This is a genomic window from Agarivorans aestuarii (assembly GCF_019670125.1).
GTDB lineage: Bacteria > Pseudomonadota > Gammaproteobacteria > Enterobacterales > Celerinatantimonadaceae > Agarivorans > Agarivorans aestuarii.
This window is the reverse complement of record NZ_AP023033.1, coordinates 2,181,029-2,204,262: the sequence shown is the minus strand read 5'-3', so window position 1 is coordinate 2,204,262 and position 23,234 is coordinate 2,181,029. Positions and strand designations below refer to the sequence as shown.

Annotated in this window: 20 protein-coding genes and 6 tRNA genes; 5 read left to right on the top strand and 21 right to left on the bottom strand. The window is 43.0% G+C overall.

Annotated elements, in window-relative coordinates:
* The first annotated feature begins 18 nt into the window (after positions 1-18).
* Together sppA and ansA are read left to right on the top strand one after the other, a co-directional pair.
* Positions 19-1,845, top strand: coding sequence for a signal peptide peptidase SppA (gene sppA / locus K5609_RS10280; RefSeq protein ID WP_221077066.1), 1,827 nt, complete (start codon positions 19-21; stop codon positions 1,843-1,845).
* An 83-nt stretch (positions 1,846-1,928) separates the two neighbouring features.
* Positions 1,929-2,939 (top strand): asparaginase, encoded by a 1,011-nt coding sequence (gene ansA / locus K5609_RS10275; RefSeq protein ID WP_221077065.1) that lies wholly within the window; start codon positions 1,929-1,931, stop codon positions 2,937-2,939.
* On the opposite strand, the gene K5609_RS10270 is transcribed toward ansA, so the two are convergent.
* A complete protein-coding gene (locus K5609_RS10270; RefSeq protein ID WP_221077064.1) occupies positions 2,936-3,217 on the bottom strand; it encodes a YeaC family protein in 282 nt (93 codons plus the stop codon). The genes ansA and K5609_RS10270 overlap by 4 nt on opposite strands.
* Positions 3,218-3,385: 168 nt before the next feature.
* Between K5609_RS10270 and K5609_RS10265 the strand changes: the two genes are divergently transcribed.
* A complete protein-coding gene (locus K5609_RS10265; protein ID WP_221077063.1) occupies positions 3,386-4,213 on the top strand; it encodes a DUF2989 domain-containing protein in 828 nt (275 codons plus the stop codon).
* A 7-nt stretch (positions 4,214-4,220) separates the two neighbouring features.
* Here the strand turns inward: K5609_RS10265 and msrB are convergent, their stop codons facing one another.
* From msrB to malQ, 4 genes are all read right to left on the bottom strand, one after another.
* Positions 4,221-4,613: a peptide-methionine (R)-S-oxide reductase MsrB gene (gene msrB, locus K5609_RS10260; protein ID WP_221077062.1), complete on the bottom strand. Its 393-nt coding sequence runs from the start codon at positions 4,611-4,613 to the stop codon at positions 4,221-4,223.
* Entirely contained in the window at positions 4,610-6,709 is a 2,100-nt protein-coding gene (gene glgX, locus K5609_RS10255; protein WP_221077061.1) for a glycogen debranching protein GlgX, read from the bottom strand. The genes msrB and glgX overlap by 4 nt, the downstream gene beginning before the upstream one ends.
* A 49-nt stretch (positions 6,710-6,758) precedes the next feature.
* Positions 6,759-8,969, bottom strand: a complete 2,211-nt coding sequence (glgB, locus tag K5609_RS10250) for a 1,4-alpha-glucan branching protein GlgB (RefSeq protein WP_221077060.1) — start codon at positions 8,967-8,969, stop codon at positions 6,759-6,761.
* Between the two features lie 169 nt (positions 8,970-9,138).
* On the bottom strand, positions 9,139-11,337 hold the full coding sequence (gene malQ, locus K5609_RS10245; protein ID WP_221077059.1) for a 4-alpha-glucanotransferase: 2,199 nt from the start codon (positions 11,335-11,337) through the stop codon (positions 9,139-9,141).
* Positions 11,338-11,653: 316 nt separating this feature from the next.
* Here malQ and gap point away from each other — a divergent pair, with 316 nt between their 5' ends.
* A complete protein-coding gene (gene gap / locus K5609_RS10240; RefSeq protein WP_221077058.1) occupies positions 11,654-12,649 on the top strand; it encodes a type I glyceraldehyde-3-phosphate dehydrogenase in 996 nt (331 codons plus the stop codon).
* Between the two features lie 65 nt (positions 12,650-12,714).
* Positions 12,715-13,563, top strand: a complete 849-nt coding sequence (locus K5609_RS10235) for a D-hexose-6-phosphate mutarotase (RefSeq protein ID WP_221077057.1) — start codon at positions 12,715-12,717, stop codon at positions 13,561-13,563.
* Positions 13,564-13,617: 54 nt separating this feature from the next.
* On the opposite strand, the gene K5609_RS10230 is transcribed toward K5609_RS10235, so the two are convergent.
* The 16 genes from K5609_RS10230 to ruvB form a co-directional block, all read right to left on the bottom strand.
* On the bottom strand, positions 13,618-14,667 hold the full coding sequence (locus K5609_RS10230) for a GMP reductase (RefSeq protein ID WP_221077056.1): 1,050 nt from the start codon (positions 14,665-14,667) through the stop codon (positions 13,618-13,620).
* Between the two features lie 150 nt (positions 14,668-14,817).
* Entirely contained in the window at positions 14,818-15,876 is a 1,059-nt protein-coding gene (gene nadA, locus K5609_RS10225; RefSeq protein ID WP_221077055.1) for a quinolinate synthase NadA, read from the bottom strand.
* Positions 15,877-15,985: 109 nt separating this feature from the next.
* Positions 15,986-16,061: transfer RNA gene (locus K5609_RS10220), tRNA-Lys, on the bottom strand.
* A gap of 26 nt (positions 16,062-16,087) precedes the next feature.
* Positions 16,088-16,163 (bottom strand) — tRNA-Lys (locus K5609_RS10215).
* A gap of 33 nt (positions 16,164-16,196) precedes the next feature.
* Positions 16,197-16,272: transfer RNA gene (locus K5609_RS10210), tRNA-Lys, on the bottom strand.
* A gap of 17 nt (positions 16,273-16,289) precedes the next feature.
* Positions 16,290-16,365: transfer RNA gene (locus tag K5609_RS10205), tRNA-Lys, on the bottom strand.
* Positions 16,366-16,384: 19 nt separating this feature from the next.
* Positions 16,385-16,460: transfer RNA gene (locus K5609_RS10200), tRNA-Lys, on the bottom strand.
* Positions 16,461-16,489: 29 nt separating this feature from the next.
* A tRNA-Lys gene (locus K5609_RS10195) sits at positions 16,490-16,565 on the bottom strand.
* Positions 16,566-16,761: 196 nt separating this feature from the next.
* Entirely contained in the window at positions 16,762-17,538 is a 777-nt protein-coding gene (ybgF, locus tag K5609_RS10190; RefSeq protein WP_016403007.1) for a tol-pal system protein YbgF, read from the bottom strand.
* A gap of 25 nt (positions 17,539-17,563) precedes the next feature.
* Positions 17,564-18,127, bottom strand: coding sequence for a peptidoglycan-associated lipoprotein Pal (gene pal / locus K5609_RS10185; protein WP_016403008.1), 564 nt, complete (start codon positions 18,125-18,127; stop codon positions 17,564-17,566).
* A gap of 30 nt (positions 18,128-18,157) precedes the next feature.
* Positions 18,158-19,507 carry a Tol-Pal system beta propeller repeat protein TolB gene (gene tolB, locus K5609_RS10180; protein ID WP_425514836.1) on the bottom strand — a complete coding sequence of 450 codons (1,350 nt, stop codon included), beginning with the start codon at positions 19,505-19,507 and terminating at the stop codon, positions 18,158-18,160.
* Between the two features lie 8 nt (positions 19,508-19,515).
* Positions 19,516-20,511 (bottom strand): cell envelope integrity protein TolA, encoded by a 996-nt coding sequence (gene tolA, locus K5609_RS10175; RefSeq protein ID WP_221077054.1) that lies wholly within the window; start codon positions 20,509-20,511, stop codon positions 19,516-19,518.
* Between the two features lie 13 nt (positions 20,512-20,524).
* On the bottom strand, positions 20,525-20,962 hold the full coding sequence (gene tolR, locus K5609_RS10170) for a protein TolR (protein WP_221077053.1): 438 nt from the start codon (positions 20,960-20,962) through the stop codon (positions 20,525-20,527).
* Between the two features lie 11 nt (positions 20,963-20,973).
* Positions 20,974-21,657: a protein TolQ gene (gene tolQ / locus K5609_RS10165; protein ID WP_016403012.1), complete on the bottom strand. Its 684-nt coding sequence runs from the start codon at positions 21,655-21,657 to the stop codon at positions 20,974-20,976.
* Positions 21,647-22,045: a tol-pal system-associated acyl-CoA thioesterase gene (ybgC, locus tag K5609_RS10160; RefSeq protein WP_163134960.1), complete on the bottom strand. Its 399-nt coding sequence runs from the start codon at positions 22,043-22,045 to the stop codon at positions 21,647-21,649. Before ybgC ends, tolQ begins: the two co-directional genes overlap by 11 nt.
* A gap of 173 nt (positions 22,046-22,218) precedes the next feature.
* Positions 22,219-23,226 (bottom strand): Holliday junction branch migration DNA helicase RuvB, encoded by a 1,008-nt coding sequence (gene ruvB, locus K5609_RS10155; protein WP_221077052.1) that lies wholly within the window; start codon positions 23,224-23,226, stop codon positions 22,219-22,221.
* Positions 23,227-23,234: the final 8 nt, after the last annotated feature.

Sequence of the window (23,234 nt, the reverse complement as noted above, 5' to 3'; positions counted from 1 at the left end):
ATTATTAAGTGACCCACAGTGTTTAAATTAATTAAAAACATATTTCGCTTTTTCTGGCGTACGTTAAATTTCATACGTTCTCTATTAGTTAATTTGTTTCTATTGTTTATGGTTGTGATGGTCATCTTTGCGTTAAGCAGTGTCAGTCAAGAACCCGTGGAACCACCAAGTGCTGCAGCACTTAGACTGGTATTAGATGGTCAAATAGTCGAGCAACGCCAGCGGGTAAACCCTATGGCAGAGCTAAGTAACGAACTACTTGGAAACACTACTGAAAAAGAAATCGACCTACACAATGTGGTGAAGGCCATAGATGAAGCAAGAATAGACAGCAACATCACAGGTTTAGTACTAGAGCTTGGTGCAATGCCAAATACTAGTCAGACCAAGCTAGCAATTATTGGTAAAGCATTAGAAAGGTTTAAAGACAGTGACAAGCCAGTTATTGCTTATGCAGATTACTATGATCAACACCAATACTACTTGGCGAGCTATGCTGATCAGCTGCTTTTGAACCCCAAAGGTGCAGTACTGATGCGCGGCATGAATTCGCGCCGCTTGTTCTTTAAAGATGCCATCGACAAATTAGACATTACCACTCATGTATTTCGTGTAGGCACTCACAAGTCTTTTGTTGAACCCTACTTGCGTAACGACATGTCAGCTGAAGCCAAACAGGATTTAGCTCGCTGGATGGAGCAACTTTGGTCGGCTTATCTCGATACTGTGGCAGATAACCGTCAGTTAGCCGCTCAGCACTTGATGCCAGAGCCTAGTGCTTTACTGGAACGTTTAAAAACCGTTGATGGCGACGGCGCAAGATATGCAGAAAAGTTTGGCTTAGTAGACCAACTAGCGACTCGCGCTGAAGCGAAACAAATACTAATTGATACTTTCGGTGACAATGATGAAGGTGACAGCTATCAAGCGCGCCACTATGCCGAATACCTACACACCTTGCCAGATGAACCGACAAGTGAAAACAAAATTGCATTGATTGTGGCACAAGGCGCCATTGTAGGTGGTAGAGGGCAGGAAAAAGTAATTGCTGCCGATACCGTGCTGGCTCAACTCAATCAAGCTTTTGACGATGAGCAGATAAAAGCGGTAGTTATGCGTGTTGATAGCCCTGGCGGTAGCGCATTTGCTTCTGAGCTTATCCGTGACAAATTACAGCAACTTCAAGAGAAAGGCATTCCAGTCGTTGTTTCTATGGGCAGTGTTGCTGCAAGTGGTGGCTATTGGATATCGTCAACGGCTGATCAAATTTTTGCTAGCCCAACAACAATTACCGGTTCAATTGGTATTTTTGGCATGTTTGCGACTTTAGAAAATGCCTTAGCAAAACTAGGAATTAATAGCGATGGCTATGCAACGAGCCCACTTGCAGAAATTAGCCCATTTCAAGCTTTACCTGAGGAACTGGCAGAAATCATTCAGCTGAACGTAGAGCACGGTTACCACGATTTCTTGTCTTTAGTTTCAGCAGGCCGGGGAATAGAAATGCCTAAAATGGAAAACATTGCAGAAGGTCGAATCTGGACTGGACAAGATGCCTTAGACAATGGCTTAGTTGATCAACTGGGCGATTTGAATGACGCTATCGAATATGCCGCTGAACTAAACCAACTTGAGAGTTACCAAGTTAAAACTCTAAGCCCACCGCTTAACCCGAGGGAGCGCATAATTGCTCAGTTTTTTGATAGTCAGCTAAACGCAGCGCTTACCAAGAATATCCCCAATTGGCATTTAATCAGTCAATTCGCGGAACAAGCACCAGAAATCGAAAAATTTAACGATCCACTTGGTCAATACAGCTTTTGTGCGGTGTGCGAACAATACTAAGCAAAACCAAATAAAGATAAACGGCTAATTACTTTAGGGAAACATCAGACTATAATTTCAAAAATTCTTTGAATTATAGTCTGATGAATCGAAAATCAATATATATCGCCTATACTGGCGGCACCATAGGTATGCAACGTAGCGAAAGAGGCTACGTTCCCGTTGCCGGTTTCATGAGCGATTGTCTAGAAGCAATGCCTGAGTTCAAGCGCGATGAAATGCCAGAATTCACGGTACACGAATTTTCTCCTCTTATAGACTCCGCAGATATGGATCCACAGCATTGGCAACTAATTGCTGAGGATATTCAAGCGAACTACGAAAAATACGATGGCTTTGTGGTACTACATGGCACCGATACCATGGCTTACACAGCCTCAGCCCTTTCCTTTATGCTGGAAAACTTAAGCAAACCCGTAATTGTTACCGGTTCGCAAATACCACTCAGTGAATTGCGTTCAGATGGTCAAACCAACCTACTAAACGCTTTGTATCTTGCGGCTTATTACCCAGTTCATGAGGTGTGCTTGTTCTTTAACAACAAGTTGCTGCGGGGAAACAGAAGCACCAAGGCGCATGCGGATGGCTTCGATGCCTTTATGTCGCCAAACTTCCCGCCTCTATTAAAAGCGGGAATTGACATTGAAGTCGTCACCGGACAAGTTCGCCCAACAGGTATAAGCGCACTGCAAATCAGTCCCATCGTGCCACAGCCTGTAGGGGTGGTTAGTCTCTACCCTGGTATATCAACGGAAGTAATAGGCAATTTGTTACTTCAACCCGTTAAAGCGTTAATACTGCTGAGTTATGGTGTAGGTAATGCTCCGCAACATCAAACTATGTTAGAGCAGTTACAGAATGCCAGTGATAGGGGCATTATCGTTATTAACCTTAGCCAATGTTTAACCGGTAAAGTAAATATGGGCGGTTATGCAACTGGTAACGCGTTAGCAAAAGCTGGAGTGGTAAGTGGAGGTGATATGACAACCGAAGCAGCACTGGCTAAATTGCATTACTTGCTAAGTAAAAATCTACCTAGCCAGCGGATCCGGGAATTGCTGAGTCAAGATATTCGAGGCGAGATTACTATCTAACTTTCGTTTTGGGGAACACTAATAATAGTTTGCTCCTCTTTGTACTGACGTTTTAACTCTTGCTTGGATTTCATCACTAACTCGCCATCAGTTCCCACGGTAAAATGTTGGGGCTGATGATTGTGTTTAGACTGATACAAGATAACCATTTGCTGGGTATGGTCTCGCTGCTCATCACTTACCAGCTTGCCATCAGGCCAGCGCCCCGTTTCAACCGCCGTTAGCATATTTTGGTATATCTCTGGGCTAATTGCGGCCAACAATTTATCTACATCCATTTATCACTCCTATAATGTTATGGAAACACTAACAAACCGGCACAACACTGCCAAGCTATATTCTGAGCACTTAGCTTAATCGGGAAAATTAGGAGAAGCTATATGGAAAATAATTATGGTAGTCTTAGCCGTATAAAGCATTGTATAAATTGAATTCAGGGAAATGATTTGTCTTTAGTAAAGCCATTTGGCTATAGCTTTTTTTTAGTGTTACCTCTGGTACTAAGTGGTTGCGACACAGGATTTGATTTATTCGGCTTTGGTAGTCGCTCAGTTAAAAGCATTTGTAAAAGTAACCCAGAATTGTGTGAAGACTTAAACCGCGATGGCTGGTGTAAAAAAGAACGTAATGGGGTGATCATTAGTCGCTTCAATGAAATGAACGAAGTGAGTGAAATCAACCAATACCAACTGATTAAAAACTACCGAGACTACAATTTTTGCATAGAGCTAGCAGCCAGCATAGAACCCAAATACGACAAGTCTCGTAAAACTCAACGCGTTATAGGTTTGTTAACTTCAATTGAAGAGCTTGAACGCTTAGAAGCTGAAACTAAAGATTCGGACTATCCTTTTTTGTCTATGTATCACTGGACTCAATTTCGAGACGAAGCAGCTCAACAACGTTTTCTAGCTTTAGAGGGCTCAGGTCAACTTCAGCATCCGGACCTACAGTGGACATTGGCTATTTACTACAGTGGTAAAGACGCGAAAAAGACCATCAACATACTGCAAAATACCTTTAAGCTCTTCAAGGAAGAACAAACCATACCTGCTAAATATGCTGAAGCGATTACTTCTCAATACATGACGCTAAAAGATTACCGCCATGCCTATTTGTGGGCTCAAGTAGCAGCGTTATTTGAAGACCACAGTAAACAAGACTACTCCGGTCTAAACCACAAGTTAAAGCTAACGGAAGAGCAACAAAAGGTATTGAAAGAAGAAGCCGGTATTATCTTTGAACAAATAGAAAAAAGACAATACCGTTTATAATTGAGTTTTATTCTGCGGTAAAATCAAGCGCTACTGAATTGATACAGTAGCGCTCGCCAGTTTCTGTTGGACCATCATTAAATACATGCCCTAAATGAGCATCACATTGGCTACAGCGTACCTCAATACGCTCCATATTATGGCTTTGGTCTCTTACAAAGGTGACAACCCTACTCTCAGCTATTTTATCGAAACTCGGCCAGCCACAGCCCGAGTCAAATTTTGATTCAGAGCTAAACAACGGCTGATTACAACAAACACAATGATAAACACCTTGCTGTTTATTGTGTAACAAAGTTCCAGAAAATGGTCGCTCTGTGGCCCCTTTTCGGGTTACTTGGAAGGCCATTTCACCTAACAAGGCATGCCATTCTTGTTCGTCTTTTACAATCTTACTCACGATTTTACTTGTTCCAACAATAACATTGATTTTGCTTTAAGTTTGACACTACTTACACCTCGAAGTTTCTTTTCGAATATGGCTTGTTCATGTGCGGTATCCATTTGTTGACACCAAATTGTTTTACCCTCAACAGTTGGAATGACAAAATCAATGTCATGAGCGCTGGCATTGATAATCCATAACCAGCGTTCTTTAGCTTCTCGAAGATTTCTTACTTCTACTGCCACAGCCCAACCATGAGATTGATGCCAATCTTCTTGGTGCATATTTTCACCATCGTGGCGATACCAACGCACTCCATGCAACTGTGAATGACATTTCTCGTAACTGTCATTTTCTAACTGTAAATAATGAAAAACACGAGAACGTTTACGAAGTGCCATAAGTTGCTGACAAAAGTTTAAGAACTGTTTCTGATCACGGTCTAGGTTCCAGTCAAACCAACTTATTTCATTGTTTTGACAATATGCATTGTTATTGCCTTGCTGAGTTCGGCTAAGTTCATCACCACCCAGAAAATGCGGTACACCTTGAGATAACATTAGCGTTGCGAGTAAATTACGCTTTTGTTTACGACGTAAAGCTAAAATCTTTTTGTCTTTAGTTCGCCCTTCTTCACCGTAGTTGGCTGAAATATTATGTCCATGACCATCACGGTTCTCTTCACCATTTGCATTGTTATGGCGCTGCTCATAGCTAACTAGGTCTTCTAGAGTGAAACCATCGTGATAGCAAATATAGTTAACACTGGTATGGATACTCCGACGACTGGCTAAAAACAGGTCACGTGAACCCATAATGCGGGTCGCCATTTCGCCCAGTAAGCCATGCTCACCTTTCCAAAATCCTCGGCTAGTGTCTCTAAACCGGTCATTACATTCCATCCAGCGTTCTGGAAAGTGACCTAGTTGGTAACCGTTAGGCCCAATATCCCATGGTTCTGCGATCATCTTCGCCCGCGACAAAATAGGGTCTTGAGCCACCGCTTTGAAAAATGCTGCTTGGTTAGTGTAATGATTGTTCTCACGGCCAAGGCTTACGGCTAAGTCAAACCTAAAACCATCAATCTGCATTTCTTCTACCCAGTAACGTAAACTGTCGAGTACTAACCTCAAGCTAACCGGGTGATCTAAGCTAACACTATTGCCACAGCCGGTATTGTTAGCGTATTGGCTATAATCAGGGCTATCACCAATTCGTTCGAATAGGTAATAGTGCTTATTGTCGAGCCCTCTATAACACAGGGTTGGACCATCATCGCCAGACTCTGCAGTATGGTTAAACACTACATCCAAGATCACTTCAATCCCATTGCGATGTAACTCTCGCACCATGGTTTTGAATTCTTTTAAGGCGTTTGATTTTGCGTAACGAGGCTCAGGCGCCATAAATAATATTGGGTTATACCCCCAATAGTTACTTAAACCTAGGCCCTTCAATCTAGGCTCAGACATAAACGCTGCAGTAGGCAACAGTTGAACGGAGGTAATGCCTAAGGCTTTTAAGTGCTTAATGCTGGCAGAATCTGATACACCTAAATAGCTACCACGATGTTGCTCGGCAACTTGCGTATTTAGCTTACTAAACCCTCTAACGTGAGTTTCATATAACACCATATCTTGGCGGTCTACATTGGGTTTAGTCACTCCCTGCCAATCAAAATGATCATCACAGACAATACACTTAGGTATTAAGTCTGCATTATCTTCTTGGTAGGCTTTGCTATCCCATATCAGTGGCCGGGAAATAGCTTTTGCGTAGGGGTCCAAAATGAGTTTTCTTGGATCGAACCAACTGCCATGCTCTGGTTGATAAGCACCAAAAACACGATAGCCGTAATATTGATTGGCCTTGATACCCTTCACGTAACCAAATCGGATACCGCCTTGCTTACCAGGTAAAACTAGGCGTGAAACTTCATTTTCATGTTCGTCGAATAAGCACAACTCAATATGCTTAGCATCACTGGCATGAATGGCAAAATTACATCCGTTTTCGTCGAGAGTAGCGCCGAGAGGATAGTCGCTTCCAGGGGAAACCTGAAATTGGCTCAGGCTAAAAGGCAAAGGCTTTAATTGACTTTTTGTAGACATGCAAACCTTATTAACCCCTCGCTCCAGCGAGGGGTTATAAACAATGTATTTAATCTACTTTGATTAAATACAATGTTGATAGCGGTGGCAAGTTTAAAATCACAGAATTTTCGCGTCCGTGGCTAGCAATAGCCTCAGATTGAAATTCAATACCAGCATCGTAGTTACCGCCCCAGTACATTTCTGAATCTGAGTTCAAAATGATTCGGTAACGACCTTGCTCTGGTACTGCCAAACGATAATTGTTACGAGGAACTGGGGTAAAGTTACTCACTACAATCACTTTTTGTTGACTATTTAAAGCGTTACGCTGAAATACCAACACGCTTTTTTCCCAGTCGTCGTGATCAATCCACTCGAAACCTTGAGTATCATAATCACCTTCAAACATTGCTGGGTGCTCGCGATACACTTTGTTTAGTTGTTTAACTAACTCCTGCTGCCCTTTGTGTTTTGGAAACTCCAATACGTTCCACTCAAGGCTTGAGTCATGATTCCACTCACTCGCCTGGGCTATCTCATTCCCCATAAAGTTAAGTTTTTTGCCTGGGTGCGCGTACATAAATGCGGTGTAAGCGCGCAAGTTAGCGGCTTGTTGCCATTCATCACCTGGCATTTTCCCTAGTAACGAACCTTTTCCGTGAACAACTTCATCATGAGAGATAGGCAAAACGAAATTCTCGTCATAGTTATAAACCATGGCAAAGGTAATTTCGTTATGGTGGTACTTTCTAAACGCTGGGTCTTTTTGCATATAGTCTAATGAGTCATGCATCCATCCCATATTCCACTTAAAACCAAAACCTAAGCCGCCAGTAAAGGTTGGGCGAGAAACTCCAGCAAATGCCGTAGATTCTTCAGCAATGGTCATAGCATGAGGATATTGTCTATACACTTCTTCGTTAAACCACTTAAGTAAACTAATGGCTTCGTAGTTATGATTTCCACCATCTACGTTTGGTACCCACTCACCTTCTTCTCGTGAGTAATCCCAGTAGAGCATTGAAGCAACAGCATCTACACGCAAACCATCAACGTGGAATTTGTCTAACCAGATTAACGCACTGGCAACTAAGAATTGGCGTACATTATCGCGGCCAAAGTCATAGATGTATGAATTCCAATCGTTGTGCCAACCACGGCGCGGATCTTCATACTCGTATAAATGAGTACCGTCGAATTGTGCCAAACCATGAGAGTCACTTGGGAAGTGGGCAGGAACCCAATCAACAATAACGCCTATGCCATTCTGGTGACATTGATCGACTAAGAATTTGAAATCATCAGGATTACCAAATCTGCTAGTAGGCGCGAACAAACCGATAGGCTGGTAACCCCAAGAACCATCAAATGGGAACTCTGAAACTGGTAATACTTCTATATGGGTATAGCCCATTTCTTTTACATATTGCACTAACTCAACCGCTAACTCACGGTAGCTTAGGTAGTTATTCCCAGTGTCTTCAATCTTGCGACGCCAAGAACCTAAGTGCACTTCATAAACGCTCATTGGTTGATGACGTTTATCGTTATTCTGCGAGCGTATCCACTCTTCGTCGTTCCAGTGGTATTGGTCATGATCCCAAACCACTGAGGCAAAAGATGGGTATTGTTCTGAACTAAAGCCTACTGGGTCAGTTTTATGTGGTAAGGAATGACCGTGACGATCTTTTAACTCATACTTGTACTTTGTGCCCGAATCTAAGCCCGGTACAAATAATACCCAATGACCATCCAAAGAACGCTGCATCGGCAGGCGTCGACCATCCCAATGGTTAAAATCACCAATTAAACTCACACTTGATGCACTAGGAGCATATACGCCAAAGCGCACACCCTTTACTTGTACACCATCCACTTCTATGGATTTAACCTGCGCACCTAATACCTGATAAAGGTTTTGCGGCGCGTGAGTCATAGTGGCTAAGCCATCGTAAGCTACATCGGTAAACTGATAAGGGTCTATTACTGTTAGTTTGCTGTCGGCGTATTCAACTTCTAACTGGTAAGAGAAATGTTCTTCAGCATCAAACTCTAATTCGAAAAGACCTTGCGGAGATAACTGGCCCATTGTTCCCAAAACTTCGCCATTTAGCGACATCACAGTTATCGCTTTTGCATCAGGTTGCCAAGCCCTTAACACTAAGCCTTTACCTTTGGCTTTTGCGTTTAAACCTAGAGCATTAAATGGTTCACCTAAACGCACGCTGGACAATTGTTGAACTAATTTAGAAACCTGAGAAGACAAAGATTGTTTCATTATTTACTTACCTTAACGTCCTGAGAATAAGGGGATTTGGTCATTAATGCTTAGGTTAGCGCAACTCTTCGAGCTTTTCTCAATTAATCAGTAGTAAAGTGAGATAGAAAACATTTTCATAGGCAAAAAAAAGCGCTCCGAAGAGCGCTTGTTTATAAATGCATCAAATTTACTTGCTTACTTTGTTGCGAGCATCAGTTAGTGAGTGCATTAAATGCTGTACGTCATGGTTGTTAAACAAGTCACTTAAGTTCCAAGTTAACTTACGACGCCAGTTTGGATATTCGCTTGACGTACCAGGTACATTAACTGGCTTGTCCATTTCCATCCAGTCTTCTAACTGAACAGATAACAAGTTACAGCTACCTTTTGCCATGTGAACTTGAATACCGTAATTAAGGCCTTTATCCATTCCTACCCAGTTTACATCGCGAGAGATGTATTCTGGGATACTTTGGTGACCGTGCAAGGTATCTAGCAGCTTCTGCTTGTTCTCATGACGATCTTGGTAAAGGCTTTGCAGCACTTCTTCGTCTGGATAAATGCCTAACTCGCGACCTAGCGCTAAATCATCACAATGCCAGAAACCGCGTAAGGTTGGCATATCGTGAGTGGTTACCGCAGACATTGCTTGCTCTGGGTAATGCGCTGGTGAGATAAAGCCACCATCTTCAGCTTGTTCAAAGAAGAAAATACGGTAAGAGTGAACACCGTTTTCTTGAAGAACTTCAAAGATGCCGTCAGGTACAGTACCCAAGTCTTCGCCAATAATTAAACATTGGTTACGGTGACTTTCTAGCACCAAAATGCCTAGCAGATCTTGAATTGGGTAGTAAAGGTAAGCACCTTTATCAGCAGAATCTTCAACCGGCACTAGCCATAAGCGCAATAGCGCCATTGCGTGGTCGATACGTAAAGAACCACATGAGCGCATGTTAGAACGGAACAAATCAACCATTGGTTGGTATTGTTGCTCTTCTAGCACTGCAGGGTCCATTGGAGGCAAGCCCCACTTCTGACCAAGTGGACCTAGAATATCTGGCGGAGCACCAACACTTGCATCAAGAGAATACAAATCACCATTTGCCCAAATCTCAACGCTGCCTTCGCTCACACCTACTGCTAAATCGCGGTATAAGCCCATTGCCATACCAGATTCTTTGGCTACTGCATCTACTGCTGCTAGTTGCTCGTCGGCAATCCACTGTAACCATAAGTAGAAATCTACAGCGTCTTGGTTAGCTTTTACCCACTCAGCAACCGCTGGTAGGTGGTACTCTTTGTACTCGTCAGGCCATGCTGGCCAACCCCAAGCATTACCAATGCTATCGTACAAGTGAGCTTGTAGCGCATCGTAAGTTGCTTGAGCTTGTAAGCTTTCACCGCCCTCTTTAATAAAGCTGCGGAAAGCGTTGGCGCGTTTAGTGCGACCTTTCTGAATAGTTTGGAACTGCTTGAATACAAGTTTAAGTGCTTCAAGTTTTGCTTCCGTTACACCGGTGTAGTCTACCCACTCACTGCTGCGTAACTGTTCCAAGCGGTTTTGGAAAGCACCGCTAGCCACTAAAGCTGCAGCGTCTGAGTTAGCAAACTCTGTGATAGCTTCAACATCTATGTAAACAATGTTCAACCAACGACGTGAAGACGGGCTGTAGGGGCTAGCCGCTTCTGGGTTAGCTGGGTATAGAGAGTGAATCGGGTTTAGACCTACAAAATCACCACCGCGCTCGGCAATGTTTTTAACTAGTACCTGTAAGTCTGAGAAGTCGCCGATACCCCAGTTAGTTTCTGTACGTAGGCAGTATAACTGTACACTTGGGCCCCATACTTTTTTGCCGTTAGCAATTTTTGGCTGAATATAAGCAGCTTGAGGAGCAACAATGTAGCGCGTTTCTGCTAATACTTTGCGGCCGCCTTTAAGAGAGATGCTCAAGCTATGGTAACCGATAGGTAACTCTAAGCATAAGTTAACAATGTAAGCTTGGTACTCAACATCATTAATAGCGTGGGCTTCGATTAACTCGCCATCTACTGGAGTAATCTGCCCTTTGAATTCTTCACCCTGCTCTGTTTTTAACTTCCAAGTAAATGCTTTATTAGCTAACTCGATAGGAACACGGATCTCTAATGGATATTCAGAAGCTACACGTACTACTTTTACTACTGGCATAACTTTTTGCCAGTAATTTAGTACATCTTCTTCATAGCGTTGTGCTAGTTGCTCTGCATCGTCTACAGGGTAACCTAACGCTCTTAACAGTTTCGATTTGCTTTCAGGTACGACTTGCGCCGGACTTCCCCAAGCATCTACGTAGCTGGTTTCAATGCCGCGAAGCTTTACCAACTGTTCAATGATTTGATCTGACATAACATTTCCCGAGTTATTGCTTTTATCTAACTAATTATTGTTTTTTTAGCGCGTGTATTGTACTCATCCTACCGCTCGATTTATCGATCTAGCACAAATTTCGCTAAATTAATTTTATCTGAGATTGAGTGATATTGATTGTTTTTTTTTACTTCTGAGCTAATACTTCTTTCTGCAAATGTTAGCTTGCTCATTTTTAAACCATTAATTGATATCGCGCAAATTAATTGGCGATTGAACTTGACCAATTTTAAAAATGTTGTAAGTTTACAACCAATTTCTACATCTGTTAACACTTGGAACATTAGGTATCACTATGACAATTAAAGTTGGTATTAACGGTTTTGGCCGTATTGGACGTTTCGTATTCCGTGCTTCTGTTGAGCGCAGCGACATTGAAGTAGTAGGCATCAACGACTTAATCGACGTTGAATACATGGCTTACATGCTTAAGTATGACTCAACTCACGGTCGCTTCAACGGCAGCGTAGAAGTAGTTGACGGTAACTTGGTAGTAAACGGTAACGTTGTACGCGTTACTGCTGAGCGTAACCCAGAAGACCTTAAGTGGGACGCAATTGGCGTTGATGTAGTTGCTGAAGCAACTGGTATCTTCCTAACTGACGAGACTGCTCGTAAGCACATCACTGCTGGCGCGAAAAAAGTAGTTCTAACTGGTCCTTCTAAAGACGCTACTCCTATGTTCGTTATGGGCGTAAACCAAGAGTCTTACGCGGGTCAAGATATCGTTTCTAACGCTTCTTGTACTACTAACTGTTTAGCGCCTATCGCTAAAGTACTAAACGACAAGTGGGGCATTGAATCTGGTCTTATGACTACTGTTCACGCTACTACTGCTACTCAGAAGACTGTTGACGGTCCTTCTGCTAAAGACTGGCGCGGTGGTCGTGGTGCTTCTCAAAACATCATCCCTTCTTCAACTGGTGCTGCTAAAGCTGTAGGTGTTGTACTTCCTGAGCTAAACGGCAAACTAACTGGTATGGCTTTCCGCGTACCTACTGCTAACGTTTCTGTAGTTGACCTAACCGTTAACCTAAAAGAAGCTGCTAGCTACGAAGAAATCTGTGCTGCTATGAAAGCCGCTTCTGCAGGCGAAATGGCTGGCGTACTTGGTTACACTGAAGACCAAGTTGTTTCTCAAGATTTCATCGGCGAAACTCAAACATCTGTATTTGATGCAAAAGCTGGTGTAGCACTAACTGACAAATTCGTTAAAGTTGTATCTTGGTACGACAACGAAATCGGTTACTCAAACAAAGTTCTAGACCTAATCGCTCACATCTCTAAATAAGATATGTAGCTACTAGCTAGAATAATAAAGCGACCTTAGGGTCGCTTTTTTTATAGGTAAAAATCATGATCTTAGAAAAGCTGAAGCTTAAAGTTGTTAAGCAAATAGATAACGCAGTGTTTGAAGTTAGCAATGCCGAAGGCATGGTATTTTATTGGATTGATCACCCCAAAGCGAAAGCACTCATCGCCCAGCAAGGCGCTCATCTTGTTTCCTACCGCCCCAACCCAGGTAAAGAAACGCTTTGGTTAAGTGATGATAGTCAGTTTACGTTAGGAAAAGCTATTAGAGGCGGAGTTCCCATCTGTTGGCCTCGCTTTGGCAATCTAGGCGATGAAAGCCTTCCTAAGCACGGTTTTGCCAGAACCAGCCTTTGGTCTTTAGATGAAATTAATACCAGCGAAGATAACTGCTCCGTTCGTTTAAGCCTAAACCACAGCTCTGTTCCAGGCATTATATTGACTTGCTTGTTTAACTTTACGAACGAACTTTGTATAGATTTAGACACCCAAAATAACAGCCAACACGATTTTGAATTTACTGGTGCCTTGCACAGTTATTTCATTACAGATGTAAAAAAACTACACATCGGATCACTTGGAACCCAATATTTTGATGCTTTAAGCCAAAAAGTTTCGACAGAATCTGATGGTTTTAAGCTTAGTGAAGAAACGGATCGTATTTATTTACAGTCAGCAAATAGCAACTTGATCTCTAATGGTGAACATTCCTTAAACATTCATCACAGCGGTAATGACAGCGTAGTTGTTTGGAACCCAGGTGAACAGTTAGCCAATCAAATGGATGATGTTAGCGACTACCGCCAGTTTATTTGTGTAGAAACGGCCATTACTCAATCGCCTATCCGTCTGGCTCCCAGCCATTCTCATTGCTTACAGCAAACCATTACTTAACAAAAAAGCCCTAAGCATTACACCTAGGGCTTTAAATTTTTCAGCGTTTAAGAACTACACTTTAGTAATGCCAAACACTTGGTTTTCTTGCTCTTGCACACGGATAAAGGTAGTGCGCTTAGTCAGCTCTTTAAGCTCAGACGCTCCTACATAAGTACATGCAGAACGAACGCCGCCAAGAATATCTTGAACGGTAAGTTGTACGCTGCCTTTATACGGCAGCAATACTGTTTTACCTTCCGACGCACGGTATTCCGCAACACCGCCAGTGTGTTTGTCCATAGCCGTTTGTGAACTCATGCCGTAAAACTTCATGAATTTACTGCCATTTTCTTCTACAACTTCACCGCCATTTTCTTCGTGAGCAGCTAACATTCCGCCCAGCATAACGAAATCAGCACCGCCACCAAACGCTTTGGCTACGTCGCCAGCTTGAGTACAGCCACCGTCACCAACAATTTGACCACCAAGGCCATGAGCAGCATCGGCACACTCAATAATCGCAGAAAGTTGTGGGTAACCAACACCCGTTTTCACACGTGTAGTACATACACTGCCTGGACCAATGCCTACTTTAACAATGTCAGCACCGCTTAGAATAAGTTCTTCAACCATTTCACCAGTTACAACGTTACCCGCTACGATAACCTTATCGGTAAAAGTATCACGCATCTTGCGTACATAACCAACAAAGTGCTCTGAGTATCCATTAGCAACATCAACACATATAAATTGCAAATTACTATTTAATGCCAAGATTTGTTTGGTTTTCTCAAAATCCGCATCCGACGTGCCGCAACTTACCATCAAGTATTTAATCTTATCAGCAGACATGCTGGCTAAAAACTGCGCCCATTGCTCAATGGTGTAATGCTTATGAACTGCAGTCATCATTCGATGTTCGGCTAAGGCTTTGGCTAAACCGAAAGTCCCTACGGTATCCATGTTAGCCGCAATAACAGGCACACCTTCCCATTGACTGCCTGTGTGTTTAAAGGTAAACTTCCGATCTAGTACAACCTGAGAACGGCTCTTTAAGGTAGAGCGCTTGGGTTTGATTAAAACGTCTTTAAAACCCAGCTTTATATCTGTTTCAACTCTCATCTACTTCTCTGCTAGTTATTAGGCACAAAACCCAAAGATTATAGCAAACCATTATTGATGATAAAAACATTAATAGATATTTTTATATGGGTATCTGTCAGACACAAAAAAACCAGCAACAAGTGCTGGCTTTAGTAATAGTGACAAAGCTTATGCGTTGCCTTTAACCTTTATCTTGTTATTCTTGGCAAAACCAAGCATACGATTTAGCGGTATTAGCGCTTTATCTACTAGCGCCTCATCTACAAATACTTCTTTACCACTGGCATCAACCAAAGCTTCTTCAATAGCCTTTAGACCATTCATCGCCATCCACGGGCAATGGGCACATGAACGACAGGTAGCGCCATTGCCACCGGTAGGTGCTTCAATCATTTCTTTATCCGGGCAAGCTTGCTGCATCTTATAGAAGATGCCTTTGTCGGTTGCAACAATTAGCTTTTTATGCGGTAGGCTTTGCGCTGAAGCAATTAGTTGGCTAGTTGAACCCACCGCATCAGCCATCGCCACAACGCTTTCTGGTGACTCAGGGTGAACCAGTACAGCAGCGTCTGGATATTGTTGTTTAAGTTGCTGCAAGGCCTTGGATTTAAACTCATCGTGAACAATACAAGCCCCCTGCCACAACAACATATCGGCACCAGTTTGTTTCGCCACATAACCACCTAGGTGCTTATCTGGAGCCCAGATTATTTTATGACCTTCGGCATCTAAATGCTCTACCACATCTACCGCAATGCTCGAGGTTACCACCCAGTCAGCTCTGGCTTTAACTGCTGCTGAAGTGTTGGCATAAACCACAACAGTGTGGTCAGGGTGAGCATCACAAAACTCAGAAAACTCTTTTTCAGGACAGCCTAGGTCTAGCGAACAGGTCGCTTCCAGTGTAGGCATAATGACCTTTTTTTCTGGGGTTAAGATCTTAGCGGTTTCGCCCATAAAGCGCACACCAGCTACTAGCAGAGTCTTAGCAGGATGGTTATTACCAAAGCGAGCCATTTCTAAAGAATCGGCTACACAGCCTCCTGTCTCTTCTGCCAGAGCTTGGATCTCAGGATCAGTATAATAATGAGCAACCAACACCGCGTCCTGCTCTATTAGCAACTGCTTAATGCGCTCTTTATGCACCGCGCGCTGCTTAGCATCAAGTGGAGCAGGCTTAGGAGGAAATGGGTAAATTGATTCGTTAAAATATTCGAGCTGTTGCATAACTACATCTGAGATAAAAATAGTTCGAGTATTATACACTGCGATGTAGGCTAATGGCAGCTATTGGACTAAAGAATTAGATGAGATATTAGCGAACAACAACAGAAAATGGTGGGTTGTGAAGGATTTGAACCTTCGACCAATTGATTAAAAGTCAACTGCTCTACCAACTGAGCTAACAACCCGTAGATAAGATTCGCAACAACAGCAGTGGTGGGTTGTGAAGGATTTGAACCTTCGACCAATTGATTAAAAGTCAACTGCTCTACCAACTGAGCTAACAACCCATTACTGTTAATGCTTATTTTGAAACGAAGAAGTGGTGGGTTGTGAAGGATTTGAACCTTCGACCAATTGATTAAAAGTCAACTGCTCTACCAACTGAGCTAACAACCCATAACATTTCAAAATAGTGGTGGGTCGTGAAGGATTTGAACCTTCGACCAATTGATTAAAAGTCAACTGCTCTACCAACTGAGCTAACGACCCACTAAAGTGGTAATAGAAGTGGTGGGTTGTGAAGGATTTGAACCTTCGACCAATTGATTAAAAGTCAACTGCTCTACCAACTGAGCTAACAACCCATAAATTCTATTACAGCGAAGTATCAAAGTGGTGGGTTGTGAAGGATTTGAACCTTCGACCAATTGATTAAAAGTCAACTGCTCTACCAACTGAGCTAACAACCCGCTCTGAACTTCTGTCAAATCCGCTTCAATTTTCTTGCGTAATTGGCCTGACTCAACGGCGGCCTATGATACGGATTTAAGACTGTTGTGCAACAGTAATTTGAATCTTTTTTTCTAAGCGTTCAGCAAATAAGCAACCAGCTTCTTGTTTGTACAGAATTTTGAATTTACTGAACTTTATTTGCTAAAACTTAGACTACAACTTAGCTAAACGCGTTTGCGCCAAACCCGCAGCTGCAGTGTTTGGATGCTCTTTAACTACCCGAGTAAACAGTGATTTTGCTTCAGCATTGTTATTTTGAAATTGGGCAATGATACCTAATTTTAACAATGACTCAGCCACCTTATTAGAATCGGGATAATCGTTAACAACTTTATTAAACTGCTCAGACGCTTGATCACGCTGTCCACGAGTATATTGTAGCTGGCCTAGCCAATAATGCGCATTTGGTGCGTAACTAGATTTTGGATAATCCTTGATGAAGCTTTGAAATGCAGGAATAGCTGCATCGTAGTCTTTATCTTGCATCACTAATGCAACAGCCGCATCGTAGGCTTGGTCTTCACCTGCTGCCACAGGAGCAGCCTCAGTGGCGGCTTTAGCAGTAATTGGTGAAGCTTGCAGTTGGGCAAAGCGACGATCTAACTCTTGGTAAATTTCACGCTGACGCTCGATCAACTGCTCTATCTGATAATTACTTTGCTCTAACTGCCCTACCATTGTCGACATGCTATCCGACATATCTTCAACCTGGTTTTGCAAGTCTAATTGAACCTGGTTACGCGCCTGTAACATACGTTCTAAACGCTCTATGCGCTGCTCCATAGTAAGATTACTCGAAGACAGAGCCACAGAGTTGTTTGCAACGGTGTTAGCGGAGCTTGCACCCGCTTCTTCTACTGGCGCAGCGGCGTGGATTTGGGCTGAAAATAAAACGGCTACAGAAGTAGCCGTAATCATATTAAGTTTCATAAATTACTCTACACAATCAAGCGTATTAATAAACTAACACAGCGCGACGATTCTTAGCCATAGCTGCGTCGGTATGAGAGTTATCTACTGGCTTTTCTTCACCGTAGCTAACAATAGAAATCTGCGACGCCAACACACCTAAACTTTGTAGGTACTTTGATACAGCTTTACCACGACGCTCACCCAAAGCGATGTTGTACTCAGGCGTGCCTTTTTCATCGGTATGGCCTTCGATAAGTACTGTAACTGATGGGTTGTCACGTAAGTAACTCGCATGCGCTTCTAAAATTTCAGCAAACTCATCACGAATGTCTGAACGGTCGAATTCGAAGTAAACCACTTGGCTTTGACGAAGTTCAGCGGCTTTCTGACGCTCTTCTTCTTCAGCACTTAGTACAGGGTCTACTGCACCCACTTCAACACCGCCATTTGTTTGGCCTTCGCCAGTGGTGCTATCTTCAATAACAACACCGCCTGCTTTATCTTGCTCGCTCACATCACTATCGCTGGTGTTGTTTGAACTACAAGCGGCTAAGCCTGCAAACGCTAGTCCTAAAAATACGGTTTTTACTACTCTTTCGAATTGCATTATGGATTCCTTATGATCACATAGTTTTTGTTAGTTTAAGAAGGGTGACCAAGCAGGGGCTCTTACACTGCCCTCTTTAGCTGGTAAAGTCGCTTTAAATCTTCCATCCATGGATACCAATGCTAAAACTTGGCGCCCACCTGCTACCGTACTGTACATAATCATACTGCCATTGGGTGCAATAGTAGGAGACTCGTCCAGTTGAGTCCTAGTCAATACTTGCACGTAGCCAGTATCAAAATCTTGTCGAGCAATTCGGTATTGCCCATTAACTCTGCTAACCATTACCAAGGCCGAACCATCGGGGGTGACAGAGCCACCCAAGTTCATTTCCCCTTCCCAGGTTACTCGGTTAACTTTATTGGTATCGATATTCACTTTGTAAATTTGTGGTTTACCACCGCGCTCCGAAGAGAATAACAGCTCATTGTTACCATTTGGCAACCACGTTGGCTCGGTATCAATACGGCGATTTTTGGTAATGCGTTGTAACTTTTTAGTTTCTACATCGATTACGTAAATGTCAGGTTGACCGTCTTTAGACAACACTAAAGCGATACGTTTACCGTCAGGAGACCACTCAGGAGCGCCGTTAATACCAGTAAATGAAGTTAGCTTTGTTCGCTGCGACGTATAAATATCTTGTATGTAAATCTCTGCTGTGCGGTTTTCAAAACTTACGTAAGCTAGTTGGCGACCATCTGGCGACCAAGAAGGCGACATTAATGGCTCTTGTGAACGTAGCAAGGTTTTTTCATTATGCCCATCGTAGTCTGCAATTCTTAATTGATAAGGGTAATTGGCTTCGTTATTAACCACTACATAAGCAATACGGGTTAAAAATGCACCACGCTCACCAGTTAAAGCTTGATAAACACCGTCCGAGATTAAGTGCGCCATTTGACGAAGCTGCGCTTTAGCGACACTTTTAAAACGGTCTAACAGCACATGATCTTGGCTAGTGACTAACTGGCCGTCTTTTAACTCTTGCTTGTTGCCCGCAGTTACCTGACCGCGCAGCACATCTACAAGTGAATAGCTGACTTTATACTTTCCGCCATCTAAAGCTTCTACATTGCCAAGTAACACGGCTTCTACACCTAAGGCAGCCCAAGCTTCATAATCTACTTGTTCGGCTGTTTGAGGTGTTTGCGGCATCTCGCTAACGGTCACCGGGTTAAATTTACCCGAACGACGTAAGTCATCAGCCACCACTTTTGCTAAATCTAGCGGAACGTTTCCATGTCCCTTCCAAACAAATGGCACAACACCAACAGGCCGTGCACTATCTACGCCTTCCGTGATTACAATTTCTAGGTTAGCTTGAGCAACATTCATAAATGCAAACAATAAGCCCACACTCACTAAGAATTTTTTAATCATCACAGCTATTCCGGTTTAAGAGTTAAAGTAATATTTTTCATTTTTTCGAATACATCAGGATCTTTTGAAACGGGTAAAGATACAGCCTTTTTGATTGCTCTGCGTGCCGAGTCACAAACGGCTGCGTCCCCTTTACCATTGCCAATATTGGTAACAAATCCACTAGATGCCAAGGTTAATTGTATTTGGCACTGTTTACCAAGCATACTTGGTTCTATCAACCAGTTTCGTTGAATTGTCGACATAATCAAGGCTCGATATTTATCAACTTCACTTAGCACTTGGCGTTGATGACGAGAGTTTGCTTCTGCTGCCATTTCTGCCTGCATTGAGCGTTCAAACTCAGCCTCTTGGCGAGCAATTTCAGCTTGGCGTTTGCGCTCTGCTTCCGCTTTGGCTGCTTTCTCTTTTGCAATTCGGGCTTCTTCTTCTTTACGTTTACGTAGCTCTTCAGCCTTACGAGCAGCTTCTTCGGCTTCTTTAGCCGCTTGCTCTGCTTTGCGTTGCTCTTCAAGTTTACGTACTCGCTCAGCTTCAGCAGCCACTGCAGCAGCTTCCGCTACTTTGCGTTGTTCTTCTTTCTTTATACGTTCTGCTTCGGCTTTAGCGGCTTTTTGTTGCTCAAGCTTTTGTTTTTCTTTAGCTCGGCGCGCTTGTTCATCGGCTTTACGTTTAGCATCTTCTTGTTGACGTTTTTCTAGCTCTAACTGCTTAATGCGCTTCTCTTCAGCTAAACGCTTTTTGCGTGCTTGCTCGGCTTCTTTTTCAGCTTTAGCAATCCGTTGTTGTTCTTGTTTGGCTTTATCTTTCTGTTGCTGTTTAATCCGTTCAACTTGCTTTGTCACCTGGTTAATATCTACAGCAGTAGCATTGATAATAGGAGCACTAGGAGTTGGTTCTAATTTAACGCGCTCAAAATCAACCGACCAAACCAAGGCGACAAATAGCACTGCATGCAACAGTATTGAAATTACAATGGATAAGCTAAAAGGCGACTTCAATGCTATTCCTATTTTAATTTTCGTCTGGCTGAGTCATTAAACCCACAGAAGGCACACCGGCACTTTGCAGTAATACCATCAAGTTAATCACTTGCTCGTAGCGCACGTTTTTATCACCACGCACAACCACCGGTAAGTCTGGATCTAATTGCAAATGCGCCATCACCACTGCTTTTAAGTCATCACCCGAAAGAGATTGATTAGTAGAGTTGTTATCTTCGCCAGTATCTAGATAGTACTGGCCACTTTCTGTCACGGTGGCAACTAAAGGCGGTTTACTGTCTTCTGGCATTGCTTCTGCGCTGGCTTGCGGAAGGTCAACTTTTACCCCTTGGGTAATAAGCGGCGCTGTTACCATAAATATGATCAGCAATACCAACATCACATCGATGTACGGTACTACGTTAATCTCGGCAACTAAACGTCGTTTAGGACGTTGATAATGATTCACGCTAGCTCCTCTTAGTTACTACCGCTATGAGTTTGGCGGTGTAAAATGCTAGAGAATTCTTCCATGAAGTTGGCGTAACCATGCTCAAGCTTAGCAACACCCGTTGAAAAGCGGTTAAAGGCAATTACCGCTGGAATAGCTGCAAATAATCCCATCGCTGTTGCAATTAAGGCTTCTGCAATACCTGGAGCAACCATGTTTAAGCTGGCCTGCTGCACTTCACCTAGAGCGATAAAGGCATTCATAATCCCCCATACGGTACCAAATAAGCCAATGTATGGGCTAATCGAACCAATGGTGGCCAGCATAGGCAATTGGTTTTCTAAGGATTCAACTTCGCGAGATAGCGACACACGCATACTACGATACGTACCATCCATTACCGCGTCGGCGCTGCGGCCACTGGTTTTATGTAAACGCACATACTCACGAAAGCCTGAATGGAAAATTTGCTCCATTCCTTGCAGGTGGTCTGCGCGGGCATTGCTCTCTTGATAAAGCTTGTTAAGGTCGACACCGGACCAAAACTTTTGTTCAAAAGCATCACTGGCGGTTTTAGCTGCTTTTAATACTCGATTACGGTTAATGATCATTGCCCACGAATAAACAGACATACTCACTAGCAATAACATTACAAACTTAACTAATAGACTCGCCTGCCAAAACAAGCCGATAAATGACATATCAGAGTGCACCGAGTAAATCCTCTTTTAATGTTTCAGGAATGGCCGTGGCCTTCATTGATGACAATGTGACACAAGCTACAGTGACCGTTCCGTGGGCGATGACTTGTTGATCAGCATTTCTAATGGTTTGTTCAAACACCAAACTGGCTCTCTTCATTTTTTCGATGGTGGTTTCCACCGAGAGCATTTGATTGAATAAAGCAGGAAGTTTGTAGTCAATATTTAGCGAACGCACCACAAAACATAAATCTTGTTTCATTAGTACGTCTTGATCATAGCCTAAGTCACGAAGCCACTCTGTACGGCCCCGTTCGAAGTACTTTATGTGGTTGGCATGATAAACAACCCCGCCAGCATCGGTATCTTCGTAGTAAACCCGAACAGCTAAAACCGACATTACATCTATCCCAAATATATAATTACAAATTACTATACACAGGCTGGTGCCCAAGGTTAAGACTCTAAACACTTAATTTAGATAATTGACAAAGAAAACTGAGATAACGGCTTAAAATTAAACACTTTAAGCCTATTTTTTAGCAATGCTGTCGTTATTAAACGACAGCGTTTTTATCGTTTAGGAAGGTCTAAACCGAGGTGTAAATAGGCTTTATCACTAGCGATACGCCCACGAGGAGTGCGTTGCAAAAAACCCTGTTGAATTAAGAATGGTTCAAGCACATCTTCTATGGTTTCTTTATCTTCGCCAATTGCAGCTGCCAAGTTGTCTAAACCCACCGGGCCACCAGCAAAAGTCTCGGTAATCGCTTTAAGCAACTTGGTATCCATGTAGTCAAAGCCTGCACTGTCTACACTAAGCAAATCAAGAGCTTGGGCTGCAATCTTCTGAGTCACCTTTCCGTCGAACTTAACATCTGCAAAATCGCGTACCCTACGTAACAAACGATTTGCAATACGAGGAGTGCCTCGGGAACGTTTTGCTACTTCCCAAGCGCCTTCTTCATCTAAGTCTAAATTAAGATAATGGGCACTTCGTTTAACGATATCGGCTAAGTCCTTAGTTTTGTAAAACTCTAAGCGTTGCACAATGCCAAAACGGTCACGTAAAGGAGAAGTAAGCATACCTGCGCGGGTGGTTGCACCGATAAGGGTAAACGGTGGTAAGTCTAGCTTAATTGACCGCGCCGCAGGGCCCTCGCCTATCATAATATCCAACTGATAATCTTCCATGGCAGGGTAAAGCACTTCTTCTACCACGGCACTTAAACGGTGGATCTCATCAATAAACAATACATCGCCTGGTTCTAGATTGGTTAGTAGCGCCGCTAAATCACCGGCTTTTTCTAACACCGGTCCAGAAGTAGTTTTAATATTTACGTCTAGCTCGTTGGCCACAATGTTAGCCAAAGTAGTTTTACCTAAGCCGGGCGGGCCAAATATAAGTAAATGGTCTAGGGCATCATCACGACGGCGAGCGGCTTCAATAAATATTTCTAACTGTTCTACAACCGCTTGTTGACCAGTGTAATCTTCAAGCTTTTTGGGCCTAATCGCGCGATCAACTGTTTCTTCTTCTACTATTGGCGTGGCTGCTACTAAACGGTCAGCTTCAATCATCTAAAATA